Source organism: Streptomyces sp. CB02959, assembly GCF_002803155.1.
Taxonomy (GTDB): domain Bacteria; phylum Actinomycetota; class Actinomycetes; order Streptomycetales; family Streptomycetaceae; genus Streptomyces.
Window position 1 is genome coordinate 25,163 of sequence record NZ_NNBP01000012.1, and the last position, 22,232, is coordinate 47,394.

Consider the following 22,232-nt stretch of genomic DNA (forward strand, 5'->3'; position numbering starts at 1 on the left):
TGGTGGCGAAATGGGGCTGGGGGTCGACTGCGGGACGTGGGCCGGGGCTCAGGCCCCGGTGCCGCCCCCGCCCGGAACGCCGGCGGCGGAGGGCATGACGTCGTCGATGAGGCCGTACGCCTTGGCCTCCTCGGCGCCGAACCAGCGGTCGCGGTCGGCGTCCTTGGTCCACTGCTCCAGCGTCTGGCCGGTGTGCATGGCGGAGAGCTCACCCAGACGCTTCTTCGTGCGCAGCAGCTGCTCGGCGTGGATCTTGATGTCCGAGGCCGAGCCGGCCAGGCCCGCGGACGGCTGGTGGATGAGGATCTCCGCGTTCGGCAGCGCGAAGCGCTTGCCCGGGGTGCCGGCGCTCAGCAGGAACTGGCCCATCGAGGCGGCGAGGCCCATGGCGATGGTGACCACGTCGTTCTTGATGTACTGCATGGTGTCGTAGATCGCCATGCCCGCCGTGACCGAGCCACCCGGAGAGTTGATGTAGAGGTAGATGTCCTTGTCCGGATCAGCGGCCAGGAGAAGCAGCTGCGCCGTGATCTTGTTGGCGATGTCGTCGTCGACCGGCTGGCCGAGGAAGATGATCCGCTCGCCGAGCAGCCGGTTGTAGACCTGGTCGCCGAGGCCACCGAAGGTCGGCTCAGCGGCGGCGGAAGGCATCGGGATCGTCACGTGTCCACCTGCTCGTTGTCGGACGGCCAGGGGCCGTCTCAGCGTCGTCTTCAGGGGCCGGGGACCGCGCCGTGTGGTGCGCCCGGCGCACTTACAGCGACTCCCCTGCCCTCGTATCTACGGACCCTAACGCGCAGGTCGGACAACGCCATCCCAGACCGAGAACTGTTCGCTGTGAGCGCAGGCTCACGGACCGGGACGACACACGGGCCCGAACACGCGGACGTGCGCGTTCGGGCCCGTGATCAGTCGGTCAGCGGTGCGACCGGGGCTCAGCCCTCGGACTTCTCCGCCTGCTCGTCGGCACCCTCGGCCTCGGCGACGACGGCCTCGGCGGCCTCCGTCTCGTCCTCGTCCTCAAGGTCGACGACCTCGCCCTTGGTGTCCTTGACCGTGGCGGCCTCGACGACCACAGCGAGGGCCTTGCCGCGGGCGACCTCGCCCACCAGCATCGGCACCTGGCCGCCTTCGACGACGGCCTGGGCGAACTGGTCGGGGCTCATGCCGGAGGACTGGGCACGCCGCATGAGGTGCTCGGTGAGCTCCTCCTGGCTGACGTTCAGCTTCTCCTTGTTGACCAGCTCGTCGAGGACGAACTGGGTCTTGATGCCCTTCTCGGCCTGCTCCTTGGTCTCGGCGTCGAACTCTTCCTCGGTCTTGCCCTGGATCTCCAGGTACTTCGCGAGGTCGAGGCCCATCTGGCCGAGCTGGTGGTGCTCCAGGTTGTGCTTGCGGGTGCGGATCTCGTCCTCGAGCAGCTTCTCGGGGATCGGGACCTCGATCAGCCCGAGCAGCGCCTCCAGGACCTTCTCCTGGGCCTGGGTGGCCTGGTCGAACTTCTTCATCCGCTCCAGGCGCTTGCGGCTGTCCGCCTTGAGCTCGTCGAGGGTGTCGAACTCGCTCGCCATCTGGGCGAACTCGTCGTCCAGCTCGGGGAGTTCGCGGGCCTTGACCTCGGTGACGTCGACCTTGACCTCGGCCTCCTTGCCCTGGGCGGAGCCGCCCTTGAGCTCGGAGGTGAAGGTGGCGCTGCCGCCGGCCTCCAGGCCCTTGACGGCCTCGTCGATGCCGTCGAGGAGCTCACCGGAGCCGATGGTGTAGCTGACGCCGTTGGCGATGCCGTCGGCCAGCACCTCGCCATCGACCTTGGCCTCCAGGTCCACGGTCACCACGTCGCCGTCCTGGGCGGCGCGCTCGACCACGCTGGTCGAGGCGAAGCGCTCACGCAGCTGCTCGACGGACTTGTCGACGTCCTCGTCCGACACCTCGACGGCGTCGACCTCGACCTCGATGCCGGAGTAGTCCGGGATCTCCAGGGCGGGGCGGATGTCGACCTCGGCGGTGAAGGCCAGCAGCTCGTTGTCCTTGAGCTCGGTGATGTCGACCTCGGGCTGGCCGAGGACGTTGAGCTCGGCCTCGTTGACCGCGCTGGTGTAGAACTTCGGGAGCGCGTCGTTGACGGCCTCTTCCAGCACGGCGCCGCGACCGAACCGCTGGTCGATGACGCGAGCCGGGATCTTGCCGCGACGGAAGCCCTTCACCGTGACCTGCTGGTTGATCTTCTTGTACGCCGCGTCGAGGCTGTCCTTGAGCTCCTCGAAGGGCACCTCGACAGTGAGCCGAACCCGGGTCGGGTTCAGGGTCTCCACGGCGCTCTTCACGGTTCGGTCTCCTTGGGCTGACTTCGGGGGTTTTGCCTGAGATCAGCCGGCGTCCGGCATGTCCCGGCCCGGCCGATCGCGCCCGGTACAGAGACATACGGGCACGCAGCTTGCATAGTAACCGCAAGGAGGAGGGCACCCACAACGCGATCTTCAACGGTCGCTTATGCCCGCTTTCCGTCACGCGGGCCGCGTACCTACTGGTCGGGGTGGCCGGATTCGAACCGACGACCTTCCGCTCCCAAAGCGGACGCGCTACCAAGCTGCGCCACACCCCGTCGGTGCGACACGTAGGGTACATGGCCGCGGACGGTGTGGCTGCCCGTTATTCGGGAGCGCGATGCGGTGTGCGCGCGACCGCCTTCACCCGCTACGATGCTCTGCGTGCCGAGGTCTCACCGACCGTCGGCGCTCGCGGGCGTAGCTCAATGGTAGAGCCCCAGTCTTCCAAACTGGCTACGCGGGTTCGATTCCCGTCGCCCGCTCGCAAGAGGAAAGCCCCGGACCCTTCGGTCCGGGGCTTTCCGCGTTCCCGGGGCTTCTGTGCACCCCTGCTTCTCTCCCGCAACGGGAGTCCCTAGGGTGGCCGGCATGGAGATCTGGCTGAATCCCGCGTGCTCGAAGTGCCGTGCAGCGGTGGAGATTCTGGACGCCGAGGGCGCCGAGTACACCGTACGGAAGTATCTGGAGGAGCCGCCGACCGCCGGCGAGCTGCGCGCCGTACTGGACCGCCTGGGCCTGGAGCCCTGGGACATCACCCGGACCCAGGAGGCCGAGGCGAAGGAACTGGGCGTCGGGGCATGGGGGCGCACCGACGCCGAGCGGGACCGATGGATCGAGGCGCTGGCGGCGCACCCCAAGTTGATCCAGCGGCCGATCATCACCGCCGACGACGGATCGGCGCTGGTGGGGCGCAGCGAGGATGCCGTACGTGACGCGCTGACCCGGACCGGGGGCGGACGGACCCCCTGAGCCCGGCCTGCGGACCGTGACCCGTTCCAGGAACCCGTCCTAGAACGTGATGTGGTTGATGGTCTGCGCGATGGAGTTCAAGAATCTGTTGATCGACGGCGCCATGCCCGTGGAGGCAAGGAAGAAGCCGAAAAGTATGGCGACGAACGCCGGTCCGGCCTTGATCGCCTTCTGTCTGATCAGTACGACCAGGATGATTCCCAACATCAGGACAACTGATAGCGACAGAGCCACAACTGATCACACCCTCGGTCGGAACGCCTCACCGGCCCTGGGGCATGCCGCGCACACCCCGGCACCCATCGTGCCATCAACTCCCTGCCCATTGCAGGCGGGTGACGAATCATCGGCCAACGCTTTGCTCGTTCCCGATCGTTCATCCCGTGCCGCTTCCGGTCGGTCCGGCGGGCCCTCTTGCCCCGCCGGACCGACCCCCAAAAGCTCCCGCACCGCCTCACAACGGTCACTGGTTAATGCTTTGGTAATCTAAGTATTGACTAGTTCTTGACGCTGTCTTGACCTCGTGTGCGACCGGCACGTGCCCGGACTCACATCGACGGCGCACTGACGACCAGGAGGAACGGGCCCATCGGACACGCAGACACCCTGATCGCCATGGGCGGCGCCTTTCTTGCCGCCGCCGTCCTGGCCCGCCTCGGCGGCCGCATCGGACTCCCCACCATCCCGCTGTTCATCCTGGCCGGAATCCTGCTCGGCCCGCACACGCCCGGCATCGTGCTGGTCGCCGATCCGCACGACCTGGAAATGCTCTCCCTCCTCGGCCTGGTGCTGCTGCTCTTCTACCTGGGCCTGGAATTCCACGTCGACGACCTCAAGGCGGGCGGTCGGCGGATGGCGCTGGCCGGCGGCGCGTACCTGACGCTGAACGTCGGTGCCGGGCTCGGCTTCGGCTTCGCGCTCGGCTGGGGCGCCTCCGAGGCGCTGGTGCTCGCCGGGGTGCTCGGCATCTCGTCGTCCGCGATCGTCACCAAGGTCCTGGTCGACACCGGGCGGCTGGGAAATCCGGAGACCAAGCCGATCCTCGGCATCATCGTCGTCGAGGACATCTTCCTGGCCCTCTACCTGGCCGCGCTGCAACCGGTGCTCTCCGGGGCCGACTCGCTCGCGGCGGCGGCGCCGGCCGCGGGGAAGGCGTTCGGCTTCCTGCTGCTGCTCGCCGCGGCGGCCCGTTGGGGCACCCGGCTCATCGGCCGGCTGATCGCCACCAAGGACAGCGAACTGCTGGTGATCTCCTTCCTCGGCGCCGCGGTCCTGGTCGCCGGGGTCTCCGAGTGGTTCGGGGTCGCCGACGCCATCGGGGCGTTCATGGTGGGGCTGATGCTCGGCGGGACGAGTTCCGGGCCGCGGATCCGGAAGCTGGTGCATCCGCTGCGGGACGCGTTCGGGGCGATCTTCTTCTTCGCGTTCGGGCTCTCCATCGACCCCGGTGACCTGCCGACGGTGGTGTGGCCGGTGCTGATCGCGGTGGCGCTGACGCTGGCGATGAACGTCCTCGCGGGGCTGGCCGCGGCCCGGATCCACGGCTTCGGTCCCGGGCCGGCCGCGAACATCGCCACCGCGCTGCTGGCCCGCGGCGAGTTCGCGCTGATCCTCGCGACGATGGCGGCGGGGGCCGGACTCGACGACCGGCTGGCCCCGTTCATCGCCGGTTACGTGCTGATCCTGGCGGTCCTCGGACCGCTGGCGGCCGGCCGCTCCGGGCTGCTGGCGCGGGTGCTGCCGGGTGGTGGCGCGGGGCGGGCGGCCGAGCCCGCCGCGGCGGTCAGCCGTCCCGACAGATCAGCAGCAGTGCCCGGTCGTCGTTGACGTCCTTGGCGACGGCCTCGATCAGGTGCCAGGCGGCGCCGGCCAAGCCGCCGTGCACATAGCGCTCGGCCTCGCCGGTCAGGCGGTCGATGCCCTCGGCGATGTCGCGGTCGGCGGCCTCCACCAGGCCGTCGGTGAACAGCATCAGGACGTCGCCGGGGCGCAGCGTCCCCTTGACCGGGTCGAACTGGGCGCCGTCGTAGACCCCGAGCAGCGGCCCCTCCCCCGCCTTCTCCTCCCAGCGGCCGGTGCCCGCGCTGAGCTGGAGGGCGGGGAGGTGGCCCGCGGAGAAGAGTTCGTAGTCGCCGGACTCCAGGTCGAGGACGAGGTGGACGGAGGTGGCGAAGCCCTCGTCCCAGTCCTGGCGCAGCAAGTAGCCGTTGGCGGCCGGCAGGAAGGCGTGCGGCGGGAGGGAGCCGAGCAGGCCGCCGAAGGCGCCGGAGAGGAGCAGCGACCGGGACGCGGCGTCCATGCCCTTGCCGGAGACGTCGGTGAGCACGACCTCCAGGATGTTGCCGCCCTGGGTGCAGGAGGCCACCACGAAGTCGCCGGAGAAGGACTGGCCGCCGGCCGGGCGGAGCGCCATCTCGTGGTGCCAGCCCTTGGGGAGCTTGGGGAGTTTGCTCTGGACGCGGATCCGTTCGCGCAGGTCGAAGAGCATGGTGCCGCCGCGCCGCCAGGGCACGCCGACCCGGCTGCGGAACTGGGCGACCAGCAGCCCGGAGAGGCCGACCGCGGCGACCACCAGGACGGTGCCCGGGGTGATCCGGTCGCGGCCCTCGTCGTACGGGCCGAACAGGGCCGCCTCGACGATCAGTGCGGCGGCGGAGGCCGCGTACAGGGCGAGGAGGTTGGCCGGCCGCAGCAGCAGGCCGCCGGCGATGATCGGGAGGACGAGCGCGGTCGGCGCGATCCACTCCGGGTGCCAGAGGGTGCCGCCGGCGATGGCCGGGACGGCGGCGAGCAGGGCGGCCAGCGCGACCCAGTCGGAGCCGTCGCCGCGGAAGTAGTCGACACCGGCCTTGCGCATGCCGATCCGGGCCCGGTGCAGCCGTTTGCGCATCCGGGCCCTCAGGCTTTCCGCTCCCGCGCCGCGTGTCATTGTTCTGGGACCTTATCCACCCGTTCGGCGGCGCGTCGATTCGCCGCACGTCACCCCGGGGAATTGCGGGGAATTCGCGTTCGAAATGCGGTCGCGCGGCCGGAGGGCGGGCTGCTAGGGATGGCCCATGACAACAGAGTTGCGGCCGTTGCGGGATGCCGACTGGGATGCCTGGTACGACAAGCTGGACGTGGCGTTCGGCGGGATCCCGGACGGGCCGGAGAGGCGCGCGTGGTGGCGGGCGATCACCGAGGTCGAGCGGGCGTTCGCGGTCCGGGACGGTGACGAGATCGTCGGCACCGGCGGATCGTTCTCGTTCGGACTAACGGTGCCCGGCGGCGCGGAACTGGCCGTGGCCGGGGTCACCCTGATCAGCGTGCAGCCGACCCACCGGCGGCGCGGGGTGCTGCGCTCGATGATGCGGCACCAGCTGACGGACGTGCACGAACGCGGGGAGGCACTGGCGGTGCTGACCGCCACGGAGCCGGCGATCTACGGGCGGTTCGGGTACGGCCCGGCCACCCAGGAGCTCCGGATGACCGTGGACACGCTGCGGCTGGCCGCCCCGGACCTGCCGGGCGTGGACGACGTCCGGCTGCGGCTGGTGGATCCGGCGGCCGCGCTGGAGGAGTGCGAGCGGGTCTACGCGCGGCTGGTGCCGACCCGGCCCGGGATGCTGGCGCGCCGCCCGCACTGGGGGCGGGGCGGGGTGCTCGACCCGGAGGGCGAGCGGAACGGCGCCGGTGCGCTGCAGTGCGTACTGGCCGAGGTGGACGGCGAGGTGCGGGGGTACGCGCGGTACGCCGTCAAGCCCGAGTGGGATCACACCGGGCCGCGCGGGACGGTGCTGGTGCGCCATATCGACGCGCTGGACCCGGTGGCCTACGCCGCCCTGTGGCGCTATCTGTTCGGGATCGACCTGACGGCGTCGGTGGCGGTGCGCGGCCGGCCGGTGGACGACCCGCTGCTGCACCTGGTGGCCGACCAGCGGCGGTGCGACATCGGGGTGCGGGAGTCGCTGTTCGTCCGGCCGGTGGACGTCGGGGCGGCGCTGGCGGCCCGGACGTACCAGGCGCCGGTGGACGTGGTGCTGGAGGTCGCCGACGACTTCTGCCCGTGGAACGCGGGGCGCTGGCGGCTGTCCGGCGACGCGAAGGGCGCGAGTTGCGAGCGGACCACCGATCCTGCCGAACTCGCGCTGTCCGTACGGGAGTTGGGCTCGGCCTATCTGGGCGGGTTCACGCTGTCGGCGCTGGCCGGTGCCGGGCGGGTGCGGGAGCTGCGGACGGGGGCGCTGGCCGCGGCGTCGGTGGCGTTCGGGTCGGACGCGGCGCCGTGGCTGCCGCACGGCTTCTGACGGTTGCGGGCACGGCCCGCCGCGTCCTTCAGGGGCGGGCGGCGGCGGGCTGGCAGCCGGGGCACCAGAAGAGGTTGCGGGCGGCGAGGTCGGCGGTGCGGACCTCGCTGCCGCAGATGTGGCAGGCGGCGCCGGTGCGGCGGTAGACGTAGACCTCGCCGCCGTGGTCGTCGACCCGGGGCGGGCGGCCCATGGCCTCCGGGGTGTGCTCGGGGCGGACGGTGTCGATCCGGTTGTTCCGCACGCCCTCCCGCATCAGGGCGGCCAGGTCGGCCCAGACGGCGTCCCACTGGTCCCGGCGGAGGGCGCGGCCCGGGAGGTAGGGGTCGATGCCGTGCCGGAAGAGGACCTCGGCGCGGTAGACGTTGCCGACGCCGGCGATCACCTTCTGGTCGAGCAGCAGCGCCGCGAGGGTGGTGCGGCTGCGGGCGATCCGCTGCCAGGCGCGGTCGCCGTCGTCGTCCGGCCGCAGCGGGTCGGGGCCCAGCCGGTCGTGTATCGCCTGCTTCTCGGCGTCGGTGATCAGCGCGCAGGCGGTGGGGCCGCGCAGGTCGGCGTGGTGGCCGGCGCCGACCAGCCGCAGCCGGACGGTGTCGGTGGGCGGCGGGGCCGGGGCGGTGCCGAAGCCGAGCTTGCCGAAGAGGCCGAGGTGGACGTGGACCCAGCGGTCCAGGCCGAAGCCGAGGAAGAGGTGCTTGCCGTGGGCCTCGGCGGTCTCCATGACCTGGCCGTCGATGAGCGCCGCGCCCTCGGCGAACTTGCCCTGCGGGCTGGTCACCCGGACCTTCCGCCCCTGGAACCGGTCGCGGTGGTCCGCGGCCAGGCGGTGGATCGTGTGCCCCTCGGGCATCGGGTGTCCTCCAGTGGGCGCGCCCGCTCCCCCGGTGGCCACCGGGGAAACGGGCGACGGCGGGGTGCGAGGGGGTCAGCCCTGCTGCGGGTGGTGGGCCGGGATCGGGGGGAGCTCACCGGCGGTCTCGTAGGCGGAGAGCATCTCGATCCGGCGGGTGTGCCGCTCCTCACCCGAGTACGGGGTGGCGAGGAAGACCTCGACGAAGCGGGTGGCCTCCTCGACGGTGTGCATCCGGCCGCCGACGGAGACGACGTTGGCGTTGTTGTGCTCGCGGCCGAGCTTGGCGGTCTCCTCGCTCCACGCCAGCGCGGCGCGGACGCCCTTGACCTTGTTGGCGGCGATCTGCTCACCGTTGCCGGAGCCGCCGATCACGATGCCCAGGCCCTCCGGGTCGGCGGCGGTCTTCTCCGCGGCGCGCAGGCAGAACGGGGGGTAGTCGTCCTGGGCGTCGTAGATGTGCGGACCGCAGTCGACGGGCTCGTGGCCGTTGGCCTTGAGCCAGTCGACGAGGTGGTTCTTGAGGTCGAAGCCGGCATGGTCGGAGCCGATGTACACGCGCATGGTCATGAGTGTGGCATGCCGTTCCCGGGGAATACGCCATCGGGGCAGCGGCCCGTCCGCCGGCCGCGCCCCGCAACTCCAGGCAACTCGCCAGTAACGACACGATCCGGATTCGGCTCTTCCAAACGCTCGTTAACAACGTTCTAATGCCTGGGTTCGACACTAGAACCACCGAAGGACGGTGCACATGGGCGCGCACCCGCCTACCTCCCCCGCGGTCCCCGCTGCCGAACCCGGCAGCGGCACCGCGAACCGGTCGCCTGACGGGCTCCAGGCCGGCCTCAAGAACCGCCATCTGTCCATGATCGCCATCGGCGGGGTCATCGGCGCCGGCCTCTTCGTCGGATCCGGGGCCGGCATCAAAGCCGCCGGCCCGGGGATCCTCCTCTCGTACGCGCTGACCGGTCTGCTGGTCGTGCTGGTGATGCGGATGCTGGGCGAGATGGCCGCGGCCTCCCCCACGTCCGGTTCGTTCTCCGCGTACGCGGACCGGGCCCTGGGCCGCTGGGCCGGCTTCACCATCGGCTGGCTGTACTGGTTCTTCTGGTCGGTGGTGCTGGCGGTCGAGGCGACCGCGGCGGCGTCGATCCTGACCGGGTGGATACCGGCGGTGCCGCAGTGGGCCTGGGCGCTGCTGGTGATGATCGTGCTGACCGGTACCAACCTGGTGTCGGTGGGCTCGTTCGGCGAGTTCGAGTTCTGGTTCGCCGGGATCAAGGTCGTGGCGATCGTGATCTTCATCGTGGTCGGCGCGCTGGCGATCTTCGGACTGCCGCCGGGGCACCACGCGGTGGGCACCGCGAACCTGTTGGACCACGGCGGATTCCTACCGCAGGGACCGGGCGCGATCCTCTCCGGGATGCTGCTGGTGGTCTTCTCCTTCATGGGCAGCGAGATCGTCACGCTGGCGGCGAGCGAGTCGCCGAACCCGGTGACGGCCGTCCGCAAGGCCGTGAACAGCGTGATCTGGCGGATCGCGCTCTTCTACATCGGGTCGATCGCGGTGATCGTGACCCTGCTGCCGTGGGACGACCCGGCGGTGGCCAAGAGCCCGTACGTGGCGGTGCTGAAGTCGCTGAACATCCCGTACGCGGACATCGTGATGGACGTGGTCGTGCTGACCGCGGTGCTGTCCTGTCTGAACTCCGGGCTCTACACGGCGTCCCGGATGGCGTTCTCGCTCGGTGAGCGCGGCGACGCGCCGAAGGCGTTCGCGACCGTCAACAAGGGCGGCGTCCCGGCGGTGGCGATCTGGGCGTCGGTGGCCTTCGGCTTCGTCGCGACGATCTTCAGCTACACCTCGAAGGACACCATCTTCCAGTTCCTGCTGAACTCCTCGGGCGCGGTGGCGCTCTTCGTCTGGCTGGTGATCTGCGTCTCGCAGCTGCGGATGCGCCGGATCATCGAGCGGGAGACGCCGGAGCGGCTGACGGTGCGGATGTGGCTGTACCCGTGGCTGACCTACGCCACCATCGCGCTGATCGTCTTCGTCGTGGGCTACATGTTCTACGACAAGGACGGCCGGGAGCAGATGGTGCTGTCGGTGGTGGCGGCCGTGGTCGTGCTGGTCGCCGGGCTGGTCCTGCAGAAGCGGCGGCCCCGTGAGGTGCCGGCGGCGGCCGCGGAGGCGCCGGAGAACGCGTAACCGCTCAGGAACGCCGACGGGGCCCGCACCCTCCCAGGGTGCGGGCCCCGTCGGCGTTCCTCCGGGTGCTCAGCCGCGGCGGCCGGCCAGCTTCCAGGCGGTGGGCAGCGCGCCCATCGCGAGGGCGACCTTGAGGGCGTCGCCGATCAGGAACGGCACCATGCCGACGGCGACGGCCTGGCCGAAGGACATGCCCGTGCTGAGCGCGAGGTAGGGGACGCCGACCGCGTAGATCAGGGCGTTGCCGGCGGCCATCGTGGCGGCGGTGCGGAGCACCCCGCGGTCGCCGCCGCGGCGAGCCAGCGCGCCCACGGCGGTGGCGGCGAGCAGCATGCCGAGGACGTAGCCGAAGGTGGCCCCGCCGGCGCCCGAGGCGCCGCCCGCGAACCACGGCACGCCGGCCATGCCGGCCAGTGCGTAGACCACCAGCGACAGCAGCCCGCGGCGGGCGCCGAGCGAGGCGCCCACGAGGAGGGCGGCGAAGGTCTGGCCGGTGACCGGGACCGGGGAGCCGGGGACCGGGATCGCGATCTGGGCCGCGATGCCGGTGATCACGGCGCCGCCGGCGACCAGCGCGGCGTCGCGGACGCGGGCGCGGGTGGCGGTGGCGGCCGGCAGCAGGTCGGCGAGGACCGCTCCGATGGGGGTCCCCCCGGTCGAACGGAGTCGAGACTGGGGGAGGAGGGTGGGAGAGGCTGTGCTCATCAGGGGACTCCGCGGGTGTGAGGGGACCGTCCGGGATGGACGGTCCGGCGGGACGTGATGACGTTAGTTCAGCGGGGCGGCGGCGATCATGTGCGAGCGGTGACAAAGCCGTACCGGCCCGCTTGGGGAGATCCGGACAACCGCCAGAATGCCGGAGCCCCTCGGCGCGCGGGGCGTCTTCGCAGGTCACGTGATGCTCGTCACGGGCGGGACGGTGGCGTGGTGCCGGTTTTGTGCTAGCCAGGGGCGGGCGGGGACACTGGGACGGCTCCGCGGCCACCTGTGGAGTTCCCCCAAATCGGGCGGCGATCCCGCCCTTGCGCCCCTTGCGAGAGTACGAACCGATGCACGACGCACCGCCCCTGATAGAGAAAGAACCGCTGTCCGCGGGACTCAAGCAGCGCCATCTGACGATGCTGGGGCTGGGCGGGGTGATCGGGGCCGGGCTGTTCGTGGGCTCCGGCGCGGGGATCGCGGTGGCCGGGCCGGGGATCGTGCTGTCCTATCTGATCGCCGGGGCGCTGGCGATGCTGATCATGCGGATGCTCGGGGAGATGTCGGCGGCGATGCCGGCGTCGGGGGCGTTCTCGGTGCACGCGGAGCGGGCGCTGGGGCGCTGGGCCGGGTTCAGCGTGGGCTGGCTGTACTGGTTCCTGCTGGTGGTGGTGCTGGCGGTGGAGGCCACCGGGGCGGCGCAGATCGCGCACGGCTGGGTGCCGGCGGTGCCGCAGTGGGGGTGGGTGCTGCTCTTCATGGTCGTGTTCACCGTCGCCAACCTGGCCGCGGTGAAGAACTTCGGCGAGTTCGAGTTCTGGTTCGCGGCGCTGAAGGTCACCGCGATCGTGCTGTTCCTGGCGTTGAGCCTGCTGGCGGTCTTCGGGGTGCTGCCGGACACCTCGCCGATGGGGCTGGCCAATCTCACCGGACACGGCGGGCTGCTGCCGCACGGCTGGTCCGGGGTGGTCTCCGGGGTGCTGGCCGTGGTGTTCGCCTTCGGTGGCCTGGAGGTGGTCACCATCGCGGCGGCCGAGTCGGACGATCCGGCGCGGGCGGTGGGCCGGGCGGTGCGCAGCGCGGTGTGGCGGATCCTGCTCTTCTACGTGGGCTCGATGGTGGTCATCGTCACCGTGCTGCCGTGGTCGGCGATGCAGCCGGGCAAGAGTCCGTACGTGATGGTGCTGGACCACATCGGGGTGCCGGGCGCCGGGCAGATCATGAACATCGTGGTGTTCGTGGCGCTGCTGTCGGCGCTGAACGCCAATCTCTACGGCTCGTCACGGATGGTGTTCTCACTGGCCGAGCGCGGGGAGGCGCCGCGCGGCCTGCTGAAGGTGTCGGGCGGCGGGGTGCCGCGGCGGGCGGTGCTGGCGTCGGTGGCGTTCGGTTTCGTCTCGGTGCTGCTGAATCTGAAGTGGCCGGATTCGGTCTTCCTCTATCTGCTCAACGCGGTCGGCGCGGTGCTGCTGTTCGTCTGGGGGCTGATCGCGGTCTCCGAGTTGCGGCTGCGGCCCCGGATCGAACGGGAGGCGCCGGAGCGGCTGGTGCTGCGGATGTGGGCGTTCCCCTATCTGACGTGGGTGGCGCTGGTGGCGATGGGCGTGGTGATCGTGCTGATGCTGACCGACGACACGGCCCGGCCGCAGTTGCTGTGGTCGGCCGGTGCGACCGCCGCGGTGCTGGCGGTCGCGGGGCTGCGGGAGTTGCGGGCGCGCCGGGTGCGGGGCTGAGGGCCGCTGCCGCCCGGAGGGGCGGGCGCGGTCCGGTGCGCCGGGGCGGTGCCGGGGCGCCTGGTCCACATTTGAGATGTACCTCACACTTCATCGCATTCGACGATGTATCAGACACGCTCGGTCACGATCGCGTCTGAATACCGAACAATCGCTGCACGCCTGTTGCCCTGAGCGGACACGGACACTCAGACTGAGCCAGCTTTGCCGAGGACCCCGGAGATGAGCCGTCCGCGGCCCCGGGAGAACGCAGTATCGCCCCGCCCGCATCTCACCTACTGGGACAGGTACGACATGAATCGGACACCCTCGTCCGCCGCGTCCGCCGGTGCGCGGAACGCCGCGGCCCCGGGCACCGGCCAGGACGACGGCGCACTGTCGCACGGCCTCAAGCAGCGCCACCTCTCGATGATCGCCCTCGGCGGGGTGATCGGCGCGGGCCTGTTCGTCGGCTCCCGCGAGGGCATCGCGGCGGCCGGCCCGTCGATCGTGCTGGCGTACGCCGTCTCCGGCGCGCTGGTCATGCTGGTCATGCGGATGCTCGGCGAGATGTCCGCGGCCCACCCCTCCTCCGGTTCCTTCTCGGTGCACGCCGAGCGGTCCATCGGGTCCTGGGCCGGCTTCACCGTGGGCTGGATGTTCACCGCGCTGCTGTGCGTGGCGGTGGCGGCCGAGGCGCTGGGCGCCGCGGACGTGCTGCACCAGTGGTTCCCCTCCACCGAGCCGTGGATGTGGGTCCTGCTGATCATGGTGGTCTTCACCGCGACCAACCTGACCGCGGTCGCCAACTTCGGTGAGTTCGAGTTCTGGTTCGCCGCCCTGAAGGTCGCGGCGATCGCCCTCTTCCTGATATTGGGCGTGCTGGCCATCTTCGGCCTGCTGCCCGGCACTTCGGCTCCCGGCACCGCCCACCTGACCGGCGACGGCGGCTTCCTGCCCAAGGGCGTGGACGGGTTGATGGTCGGTCTGCTGGCCTCGGTGTTCGCGTACGGCGGCCTGGAGACGGTGACCATCGCGGCGGCCGAGTCGAAGGACCCGGCCCGCGGCGTGGCCCGCGCGGTGCGCACCGCGATGTGGCGGATCGCGCTGTTCTACGTCGGCTCGATGGCGATCATCGTCACCGTCATCCCGTGGAGCGCGCCGTCGATCGCCAAGAGCGGCCCGTACGTGGCGGTGCTGGACTACCTCAAGATCCCGGCGGCCGGCCAGATCATGAACGTGGTCATCCTGATCGCGCTGCTCTCCGCGGTGAACGCCAACATCTACGGCTCGTCGCGGATGGCCTACTCGCTGATCGCCCGCGGCCAGGGCCCGGCCTTCCTCGGCAAGGTGAGCGGCGGGGTGCCGCGCCGGACGGTGCTGCTGTGCGCCGCGTTCGGGTTCGTCGCGGTGCTGCTGAGCTTCGTGTGGCCGACCACGGTCTTCCAGTGGCTGCTGAACATGGTCGGCGCCGCCGTCCTGGTGGTCTGGGGCTTCATCGCCGTCGCCCAGCTGCGCACCCGGCGACAGTTGGAGCGCGAGGCGCCCGAGAAGCTGATCGTGCGGATGTGGGCCTTCCCGTTCCTGACGTGGGTGGCGCTGGTCGGGATCGTGGCGGTGCTGGTGCTGATGGTGCGCGACGACAACCAACGGATCCAGCTGCTGTTCACCGGTGGCTTCGGTGTGGTGCTGGCGGTGGTCGGACTCGTCCGGCAGCGGGCGCTGAGCAACCGGTAGTTCTCCTTCCGGACCCCTTTCAGGCGGGGCGGGACCTCCTTCCGAGGTCCCGCCCCGCCTCCGTCTTTGGAACCAGGACGCCCGCCATGACGGGCTCGCGATCATGCCTGCTGATAGCGTGCTCTTGCACATCATTTGCAACTACGGCGTTTACGCAGCTTGGAGGCGGGGTCGGCATGGCGACCTACACACTTCCGGAACTCCCCTACGACTACTCGGCGCTGGCACCGGTCATCAGCCCCGAGATCATCGAGCTGCACCACGACAAGCACCACGCGGCGTACGTGAAGGGCGCCAACGACACCCTTGAGCAGCTCGCCGAGGCGCGCGACAAGGACCAGTGGGGCAACATCAACGGCCTGGAGAAGAACCTCGCGTTCCACCTCTCCGGCCACATCCTGCACAGCATCTACTGGCACAACATGACCGGCGAAGGCGGCGGCGAACCGCTGGACAAGGACGGCGTGGGCGAGCTCGCCGACGCCATCTCCGAGAGCTTCGGCTCGTTCGCCAAGTTCAAGGCGCAGCTGTCCAAGGCGTCGGCGACCACGCAGGGCTCCGGCTGGGGCGTGCTCGCCTACGAGCCGGTGACCGGCCGCCTCATCGTCGAGCAGATCTACGACCACCAGGGCAACGTCGGCCAGGGCTCGGTGCCGATCCTGGTCTTCGACGCCTGGGAGCACGCCTTCTACCTGCAGTACAAGAACCAGAAGGTCGACTTCATCGAGGCCATGTGGAACGTCGTGAACTGGCAGGACGTGGCCAAGCGGTACGCCTCCGCCAAGGAGCGCGCGAACAACCTGCTGCTGGCGCCGTGACCCGGTAGCCGGCCGAGGCGTCCTGCCTCGTGATCGTCTTCTCACCTTTCACTTGGCAGGCGGAACAGAGCGAAGCCCCCGCGAGGACGTGACTCGCGGGGGCTTCGTGCGTGCGGAAGGGACGGCGGCGCGGCGCCGCTCACTCGAAGGACGGCGCCTGGGTGCGGGTCCGCTTGATCTCGAAGAAGCCGGGGGTGGACGCCACCAGCAGCGTGCCGTCCCACAGCCTGGCCGCCTGCTCGCCCTTGGGGGCAGGCGTGACGACCGGACCGAAGAAGGCGATCTGCCCACCCGTCGCCCGGCCTCCGCCCCCGGAAGAGCTCGCTTCGCTCGCGCTGTCGTAATCCGGCCCGGGCACCGCGATCACCGGAGTGCCGACCTCCTGGCCGACCAGGTCGATGCCCTCCTTGTGGGAGGCGCGCAGTTCGGCGTCGTAGGTGTCCTTGTCGGCGTAGTCGATCAGGTCGGCGGGCAGGCCGGCGTCGGCGATGCCGGCCGCGAGGGAGTCGCGGCTGATGCCCTCTCCGGCGGTGTGGAAGCGGTTGCCGAGGGCGGTGTAGAGCTTGCCGACGACCTCGTCGCCGTAGAGCTGCTGGGCGGCGATCACCACGCGGACCGGGCCCCACGCCTTGCCGCCGGGGCGCATGTTCTCCGCGTACTGGGCGGGCAGTTCGTCGAGCTTGTCCTCGTTCAGCACGGCCAGGCTCATGACGTGCCAGCGGACCTGGACGGGGCGGAGCTTCTCCACCTCCAGCATCCAGCGGGAGGTCAGCCACGCCCAAGGGCAGAGCGGGTCGAACCAGAAGTCTGCCGGGGTCTTCGCGGTCTCGGACACGGGGTCTCCTCTTGAGAGCATCAACGGCGTTGTTCCGTGCACGCTTCAACCGACGTCGCCCGTGCCATGATTCCCCGTGTTCGATATCCGAGACGAGGGTGAGGGAGGCACACCGTGCCAGGTGAGAATCTGTCCCGGGAAGAGGCACGTGAGCGGGGGCAACTGCTGACGGTCGACGGCTATGACGTGGCGCTGGACGTCCGCTCAGCGGTCGCCCGGGGCGCGGACGCGGCCACCTTCCGCTCCCGGACGACGATCCGCTTCCGGTGCGCCGAGCCCGGCGCGGCGAGTTTCGCGGACCTCCTGGCGCCCTCGGTCGGCACGGTCACCCTCAACGGCCGGGAGCTGGACCCGGCCGAGGTCTTCGACGGCACCCGGATCGCGCTGGCCGACCTGGCCGCCGAGAACACCCTGGTCGTCGACGCGCAGTGCGCCTACAGCCGCACCGGCGAGGGCCTGCACCGCTTCGTCGACCCCGAGGACGGCGCGGTCTACCTCTACACCCAGTACGAGCCCGCCGACGCGCGCCGGGTCTTCGCCAACTTCGAACAGCCGGACCTGAAGGCCCCGTTCACCTTCGAGGTGACCGCGCCCGAGGGCTGGCTGGTGCTCGGCAACGGCGCCCAGGAGGGCCCCGCCGAGGCGGGCCGGCACCGCTTCGCGACCACCAAGCCGATCTCGACGTACATCACCGCCGTGGTCGCCGGGCCGTACCACTACGTCACCGACACCTACCGCCGCACCTTCGAGGACGGCACCGAGCTGACGGTCCCCCTCGGCGCGCTCTGCCGCAAGGGGCTGGCCCGGCACTTCGACGCGGACGACGTCTTCACCGTCACCAAGCAGGGCCTGGACTTCTTCCACGACCACTTCGACTTCCCGTACCCGTTCGGGAAGTACGACCAGGCGTTCGTGCCGGAGTACAACCTCGGCGCGATGGAGAACCCCGGCTGCGTCACCTTCCGCGAGGAGTTCATCTTCCGCGGCAAGGTCACCGAGGCGTCCTACGAGCGCCGGGCCAACGTCATCCTGCACGAGATGGCGCACATGTGGTTCGGCGACCTGGTCACCATGCACTGGTGGGACGACCTGTGGCTGAAGGAGTCCTACGCGGACTTCATGGGCAGCTTCGCGCAGGTGGGCGCGACCCGCTTCACGGACGGCTGGATCACCTTCGCCAACCGCCGCAAGTCCTGGGCGTACCGCGCCGACCAGCTGCCCTCCACCCACCCGATCACCGCCGACATCCGGGACCTGGAGGACGCCAAGCTCAACTTCGACGGCATCACCTACGCCAAGGGCGCCAGCGTCCTCAAGCAGCTGGTGGCGTACGTCGGCCAGGACGCGTTCCTGGAGGGCGCCCGGCGCTACTTCAAGCGGCACGCCTACGGCAACACCCGGCTGGCGGACCTGCTGACGGTGCTGGAGGAGACCTCGGGGCGGGACCTGGCGGCCTGGTCGCGCGCCTGGCTGGAGACGGCCGGCGTCAACTCCCTCACGCCGCAGGTCACCTATGACGCGCAGGACCGGATCACCGAGCTGAGCATCCTCCAGGAGGCGGCGCTCCCCGTTCATCAGCCGGCTCCGCCGACGGGCACGCCGGAGCTGCGGCCGCACCGGGTCGCGGTGGGCCTCTACCGCCGGCTGGACGCCGACTCGGCGCTGGTCCGCTACGCCCGCGCCGAGGTGGACGTGGCCGGGCCGCGGACCGCGGTGCCGGAGCTGGCCGGGATCGAGCGGCCGGAGCTGATCCTGGTCAACGACGAGGACCTGACGTACTGCAAGACCCGGTTCGACGAGGGATCGCTGGCCACCCTGCGGGCCCGGCTCGGCGACCTGACCGACCCGATGGCGCGGGCGCTGTGCTGGGCCGCGGTGTGGGGGCTGACCCGGGACGGGCTGATGCCGGCCCGCGACTTCCTGGAGCTGGTGCGGCGGTTCGCCGGCGCGGAGACCGTCGTCGGGGTGCTCCAGTCGGTGCTCGGCCAGGCCGAGGCGGCGCTGGAGCACTACGTCGCGCCGGAGTACCGCGAGCGGGCCACCCGCGAGCTGTCCGAGGGCGCGCTGCGCGAACTGCGGCTGGCCGAGCCGGGCAGCGGCCACCAGCTGAGCTGGGCCCGGCACTTCGCGGCGGTGGCCACCACCCCGGCCGACCTCCAGCTGCTCCGGGGGCTGCTGGACGGCACCGCGAAGATCGACGGGCTGGCGGTGGACCAGGAGCTGCGCTGGGCGTTCCTGCTGCCGCTGGCCGCGCACGGGGCCGCCGACGAGGCGGCGATCGGCGCCGAACTGGCCCGCGACGACACCGCGTCCGGCAAGCGCCACCAGGTGCGCTGCCTGGCCGCCCGCCCCTCGGCCGAGGTCAAGGCGGCCGCCTGGGCGGACGTGGTGGACTCCGACGCGCTCTCCAACGCCCTGGTCGAGGCGACCCTCAGCGGCTTCGCGCAACCCTCGCAGCGGGAGCTGCTGGTGCCGTACGCGCCGCGCTACTTCGCCGTGATCGAGCGGATCTGGCGGGAGCGGTCCATCGAGATCGGGATGTCCGTGGTGCGCGGGCTGTTCCCGTCCTGGCAGGTGGACCGGGCCTCGCTGGAGGCGGCGGACGCCTGGCTGGCGGAGCGCCCGGAGGCCGCGCCCGCACTGCGCCGGCTGGTGCGGGAGGAGCGGGACGACCTGGCGCGGGCGCTGCGCGCACAGGCTTGTGACGAGGCGGCCGGCGCCAGGCCGTAACCCGGCCCGCGACCAGTAGTCATCGGCCGTCGAACGCCCGTACTTGAGGGCGGGATTGTCCCGCTTGTGACACAGGCGGGTAACAGCGGTTAGGGGGCGGAGCGGGGCCGGGAATCTGCCGGGCATGAACCACGACACCCCGCTCTCCCCGCTCCCCCTCCACCACCTCGCCGACGGCCGGTGCCCGGTGCTGACGACCCATCAACTGCGGGCGTACGGTGTGCCGCCCGCCGAGGTCACCGAGCGCTGCCGGCCGGGCGGCCCCTGGCAGCAGCTGCTGCCCGGCGTCCACCTGCTCCACCAGGGGCCGCCCACCAGCGAGGAGCGGCTGCACGCCGCGCTGCTCTACGCCCGCCACCGCGGTCCGGCCGTGCCGACCCAGCCCCGGACCGCGGAAGCCGGCCGGGAACCGATGGTCACCGGACTGGCGGCGCTCGCCCTGCACGGCTTCGTCGCCGCTCCCCCGCTGCTCTCCCTGGACCGCATCGACGTACTGGTGGCGCGCACCCGGCGGCTGCGCCCGGCGGGCTTCGCGGGGATCGTCCGGGGCGCCGACCTGCCGGCCCCGCAGGACGTCACCGGGGTGCCCACCGCCCCCGTCCCGCGGGCACTGGCGGACGCGGTGGCCGGCCTCACGGACGGGACCCTGGTGCGCCGGCTGCTGACCGAGGCGGTGCGCGGCGGGCACTGCGAGGCGGCCGCGGTGGTGCGGGAGCTGAGCCGGGCCCGGCTGCTGACCCGACCGCACGTGGTGGACGCGGTCGACGCCCTGATGGCCGAGGGCCGAGCCCTGGCCGAGCAGCGGCTCTACGACATGGTGCGCGCCTACGGGCTGCCCGACCCGCTGTGGAACGTCGACCTGCGGCTGCCGGGCGGCCCGTACCTGGGCGGGGTGGACGCGTACTGGCCGGAGTACGGCGTGGCCGTGGAGATCGACACCCGCACCCCGCGCCCGTCCGACCACGGCCGTGCCGACGCGCCCCGGGACGAGCACCGGGAGCACCTGGAGCGGCTCGGCATCACCCTCGTCCGGTGCCGGCCGCGGACCCTGCGGGAGGCCCCGGAGCAGCAGGCCACGGTGGTGCGGACGGCGCTGATGGCGGCGGCGGACCGGGAGCCGACGCACTACGTGGTGATCCTCCCGCACTGACCGCACCGGTATCGGCACCGGGCGTGACGGTCCGCGACCAGCGGACACGCTCCGTGGGCAACCATGCGGCCCGCACCTCCATCTATTGGAATGGATTGGACAAGGCGACGGGTCTCACACACATGATGGGAGCGCCACTGAGCAGGTGTTCCAGCAGACACCCGGAGCCGGGCCAGCGGGCCAGGTCAGAAAGAAGGAGTCCCATGAGGATCGGTATCGTCGGAGCGACCGGACAGGTCGGCAGCGTGATGCGGCGCATTCTCGCCGAGCGCAACTTCCCGGTCGAGCAGCTGCGGCTGTTCGCTTCGGCCCGGTCCGCCGGACGGACGCTGCCCTGGCAGGACACCGAGATCACGATCGAGGACGCGGCCACCGCGGACTACTCCGGTCTGGACATCGTGCTCTTCTCGGCCGGTGGCGCCACCTCCAAGGCGCTGGCGGAGAAGGTCGCCGCCGCCGGCCCGGTCGTGATCGACAACTCCTCGGCCTGGCGCCGTGACCCGCAGGTCCCGCTGGTGGTCGCCGAGGTCAACCCGCAGGCCATCACCGAACGGCCCAAGGGCATCATCGCCAACCCGAACTGCACGACCATGGCCGCCATGCCGGTGCTGCGCCCGCTGCACGAGGAGGCCGGACTGGTCTCCCTGGTCGTCGCCACCTACCAGGCGGTATCCGGCAGCGGCCTGGCCGGCGTCGCCGAGCTGGACGGACAGGCCCGCAAGGTCATCGAGCAGGACGCCACCAAGCTGACGCACGACGGCGCGGCGGTGGAGTTCCCGAACCCGGAGACCTACGTCCGCCCGATCGCCTTCAACGTCCTGCCGATGGCCGGCTCGATCGTCGACGACGGGCTGAACGAGACCGACGAGGAGCAGAAGCTCCGCAACGAGAGCCGCAAGATCCTGGACATCCCGGAGCTGAAGGTGTCCGGCACCTGCGTCCGCGTCCCGGTCTTCACCGGCCACTCCCTCCAGGTCAACGCCCGCTTCGCGCGTCCCCTCTCCCCCGAGCGCGCCCAGGAGCTGCTGGCCGGCGCCCCCGGCGTCGCGCTCTCCGACGTCCCCACCCCGCTCCAGGCCGCCGGCCAGGACGCCTCCTTCGTGGGCCGGATCCGCCGCGACGAGACCGCCGACAACGGCCTGGCGCTGTTCGTCTCCAACGACAACCTCCGCAAGGGCGCGGCGCTCAACGCCGTCCAGATCGCCGAGCTGGTCGCCGCCGAGCTGCGCGGCTGACCCGCCCCGCACCCGGCGCAGCGCGGCCGGTGCCGGTACGGATCCGCTCCGTACCGGCACCGGCCGCGCGCTTTCGGCGCCCCTTCCCCCGTCAGGGGCGCCGCACCTCGTACAGGAAGCAGCCGTACTCCACCGCCCGGACGTGGACGAGCGCCACCTCCGGGTCGGCGAACGCCTCGTCGAAGGCCGCCTCGAAGCCGGCCGTGGCGCCCTCGGGGATCTCGAAGCACCGCCCGCCGGCGATCCGGCCCTGCCGGTCGTAGCGCCGCAGGGTCCGCAGCGCCCCGGCGCGGTCGTGGGGGTAGCCGTCGGCCGCCGGGTCCGGTCCCGGGCACGCGTCGGCGTGGATGAACACCGGCCCCTGCTCGTCGTAGGCCCCGGGGGCGGCGCCGGCCTCCGCCGCCCAGCGGCGCAGCGGCGCGTAGGACACCAGGGCCACCCGCTCGCCCTCCTCGATGGCCCGCAGGCAGCAGCGCAGCGGGCTGCCGACGCAGTCCACCGGTATTCCGTCCGCGCGGGCGGGGTACGGCTCCATCGGCCGGCCGGCGTCGTCGGTGCCGCGCAGCTCTTCGAGAGTGGCGGCCGGAATGGGAAGCGGTGCGTACGTGGTCATGCGGCCAGCCTGGGCGATCCGCGGCCGGTCCGCTGGCGGGATCCGGACGTCGTCCTGCGCGC

19 protein-coding genes and 2 tRNA genes are annotated in these 22,232 nt (G+C 71.4%); 11 read left to right on the forward strand and 10 right to left on the reverse strand.

Annotated elements, in window-relative coordinates; translation table 11 throughout:
• Window positions 1-48 precede the first annotated feature (48 nt).
• From CG747_RS20180 to CG747_RS20190, 3 genes are all read right to left on the reverse strand, one after another.
• On the reverse strand, window positions 49-651 hold the full coding sequence (locus CG747_RS20180; protein ID WP_180985629.1) for an ATP-dependent Clp protease proteolytic subunit: 603 nt from the start codon (window positions 649-651) through the stop codon (window positions 49-51).
• 284 nt (window positions 652-935) lie between these two features.
• A complete protein-coding gene (gene tig, locus CG747_RS20185) occupies window positions 936-2,324 on the reverse strand; it encodes a trigger factor (RefSeq protein WP_100603181.1) in 1,389 nt (462 codons plus the stop codon).
• A gap of 201 nt (window positions 2,325-2,525) precedes the next feature.
• Window positions 2,526-2,602, reverse strand: a tRNA-Pro gene (locus tag CG747_RS20190).
• Window positions 2,603-2,738: 136 nt separating this feature from the next.
• On the opposite strand from CG747_RS20190, the gene CG747_RS20195 reads away from it, so the two are divergent.
• Window positions 2,739-2,809 (forward strand) — tRNA-Gly (locus CG747_RS20195).
• A gap of 106 nt (window positions 2,810-2,915) precedes the next feature.
• Window positions 2,916-3,296 (forward strand): arsenate reductase family protein, encoded by a 381-nt coding sequence (locus tag CG747_RS20200; RefSeq protein ID WP_100603351.1) that lies wholly within the window; start codon window positions 2,916-2,918, stop codon window positions 3,294-3,296.
• Window positions 3,297-3,335: 39 nt separating this feature from the next.
• Here CG747_RS20200 and CG747_RS20205 read toward each other — a convergent pair whose 3' ends face one another.
• A complete protein-coding gene (locus CG747_RS20205; RefSeq protein ID WP_037635111.1) occupies window positions 3,336-3,530 on the reverse strand; it encodes a hypothetical protein in 195 nt (64 codons plus the stop codon).
• Between the two features lie 381 nt (window positions 3,531-3,911).
• Here CG747_RS20205 and CG747_RS20210 point away from each other — a divergent pair, with 381 nt between their 5' ends.
• Entirely contained in the window at window positions 3,912-5,123 is a 1,212-nt protein-coding gene (locus CG747_RS20210; RefSeq protein WP_100603182.1) for a cation:proton antiporter, read from the forward strand.
• Here the strand turns inward: CG747_RS20210 and CG747_RS20215 are convergent.
• Entirely contained in the window at window positions 5,080-6,186 is a 1,107-nt protein-coding gene (locus CG747_RS20215) for a PP2C family protein-serine/threonine phosphatase (protein ID WP_257980559.1), read from the reverse strand. The two genes, CG747_RS20210 and CG747_RS20215, sit on opposite strands and share 44 nt — an antisense overlap.
• A 166-nt stretch (window positions 6,187-6,352) precedes the next feature.
• On the opposite strand from CG747_RS20215, the gene CG747_RS20220 reads away from it, so the two are divergent.
• Complete coding sequence (locus CG747_RS20220; RefSeq protein ID WP_100603184.1) at window positions 6,353-7,582, forward strand: GNAT family N-acetyltransferase; 1,230 nt, start codon at window positions 6,353-6,355, stop codon at window positions 7,580-7,582.
• 28 nt (window positions 7,583-7,610) lie between these two features.
• Here CG747_RS20220 and CG747_RS20225 read toward each other — a convergent pair whose 3' ends face one another.
• Window positions 7,611-8,432: an Fpg/Nei family DNA glycosylase gene (locus tag CG747_RS20225; RefSeq protein WP_100603185.1), complete on the reverse strand. Its 822-nt coding sequence runs from the start codon at window positions 8,430-8,432 to the stop codon at window positions 7,611-7,613.
• Window positions 8,433-8,507: 75 nt separating this feature from the next.
• Window positions 8,508-8,996, reverse strand: coding sequence for a ribose-5-phosphate isomerase (locus CG747_RS20230; RefSeq protein ID WP_100603352.1), 489 nt, complete (start codon window positions 8,994-8,996; stop codon window positions 8,508-8,510).
• 187 nt (window positions 8,997-9,183) lie between these two features.
• Here CG747_RS20230 and CG747_RS20235 point away from each other — a divergent pair, with 187 nt between their 5' ends.
• Complete coding sequence (locus CG747_RS20235; protein WP_100603186.1) at window positions 9,184-10,641, forward strand: amino acid permease; 1,458 nt, start codon at window positions 9,184-9,186, stop codon at window positions 10,639-10,641.
• 69 nt (window positions 10,642-10,710) lie between these two features.
• Here CG747_RS20235 and CG747_RS20240 read toward each other — a convergent pair whose 3' ends face one another.
• The gene (locus tag CG747_RS20240) at window positions 10,711-11,346 is read right to left on the reverse strand and encodes a biotin transporter BioY (protein ID WP_257980560.1); all 636 of its coding nucleotides are present in this window, start codon (window positions 11,344-11,346) and stop codon (window positions 10,711-10,713) included.
• Window positions 11,347-11,690: 344 nt separating this feature from the next.
• On the opposite strand from CG747_RS20240, the gene CG747_RS20245 reads away from it, so the two are divergent.
• The 3 genes from CG747_RS20245 (at window position 11,691) to CG747_RS20255 (ending at window position 15,607) form a co-directional block, all read left to right on the forward strand.
• Window positions 11,691-13,073, forward strand: a complete 1,383-nt coding sequence (locus CG747_RS20245; RefSeq protein ID WP_100603187.1) for an amino acid permease — start codon at window positions 11,691-11,693, stop codon at window positions 13,071-13,073.
• 294 nt (window positions 13,074-13,367) lie between these two features.
• Window positions 13,368-14,789: an amino acid permease gene (locus tag CG747_RS20250; RefSeq protein WP_100603188.1), complete on the forward strand. Its 1,422-nt coding sequence runs from the start codon at window positions 13,368-13,370 to the stop codon at window positions 14,787-14,789.
• Window positions 14,790-14,965: 176 nt separating this feature from the next.
• A complete protein-coding gene (locus CG747_RS20255; protein ID WP_100603189.1) occupies window positions 14,966-15,607 on the forward strand; it encodes a superoxide dismutase in 642 nt (213 codons plus the stop codon).
• Between the two features lie 139 nt (window positions 15,608-15,746).
• On the opposite strand, the gene CG747_RS20260 is transcribed toward CG747_RS20255, so the two are convergent.
• Window positions 15,747-16,463, reverse strand: a complete 717-nt coding sequence (locus tag CG747_RS20260; protein WP_100603190.1) for a disulfide bond formation protein DsbA — start codon at window positions 16,461-16,463, stop codon at window positions 15,747-15,749.
• Between the two features lie 93 nt (window positions 16,464-16,556).
• Here CG747_RS20260 and pepN point away from each other — a divergent pair, with 93 nt between their 5' ends.
• From pepN to CG747_RS20275, 3 genes are all read left to right on the forward strand, one after another.
• Window positions 16,557-19,172, forward strand: coding sequence for an aminopeptidase N (pepN, locus tag CG747_RS20265; protein WP_100603191.1), 2,616 nt, complete (start codon window positions 16,557-16,559; stop codon window positions 19,170-19,172).
• Between the two features lie 124 nt (window positions 19,173-19,296).
• Window positions 19,297-20,322: a hypothetical protein gene (locus CG747_RS20270; RefSeq protein ID WP_100603192.1), complete on the forward strand. Its 1,026-nt coding sequence runs from the start codon at window positions 19,297-19,299 to the stop codon at window positions 20,320-20,322.
• 203 nt (window positions 20,323-20,525) lie between these two features.
• Window positions 20,526-21,557 carry an aspartate-semialdehyde dehydrogenase gene (locus tag CG747_RS20275; protein WP_100603193.1) on the forward strand — a complete coding sequence of 344 codons (1,032 nt, stop codon included), beginning with the start codon at window positions 20,526-20,528 and terminating at the stop codon, window positions 21,555-21,557.
• Between the two features lie 91 nt (window positions 21,558-21,648).
• Here the strand turns inward: CG747_RS20275 and CG747_RS20280 are convergent, their stop codons facing one another.
• Window positions 21,649-22,170: a DUF1203 domain-containing protein gene (locus tag CG747_RS20280; RefSeq protein ID WP_100603194.1), complete on the reverse strand. Its 522-nt coding sequence runs from the start codon at window positions 22,168-22,170 to the stop codon at window positions 21,649-21,651.
• Between the last annotated feature and the right edge of the window lie 62 nt (window positions 22,171-22,232).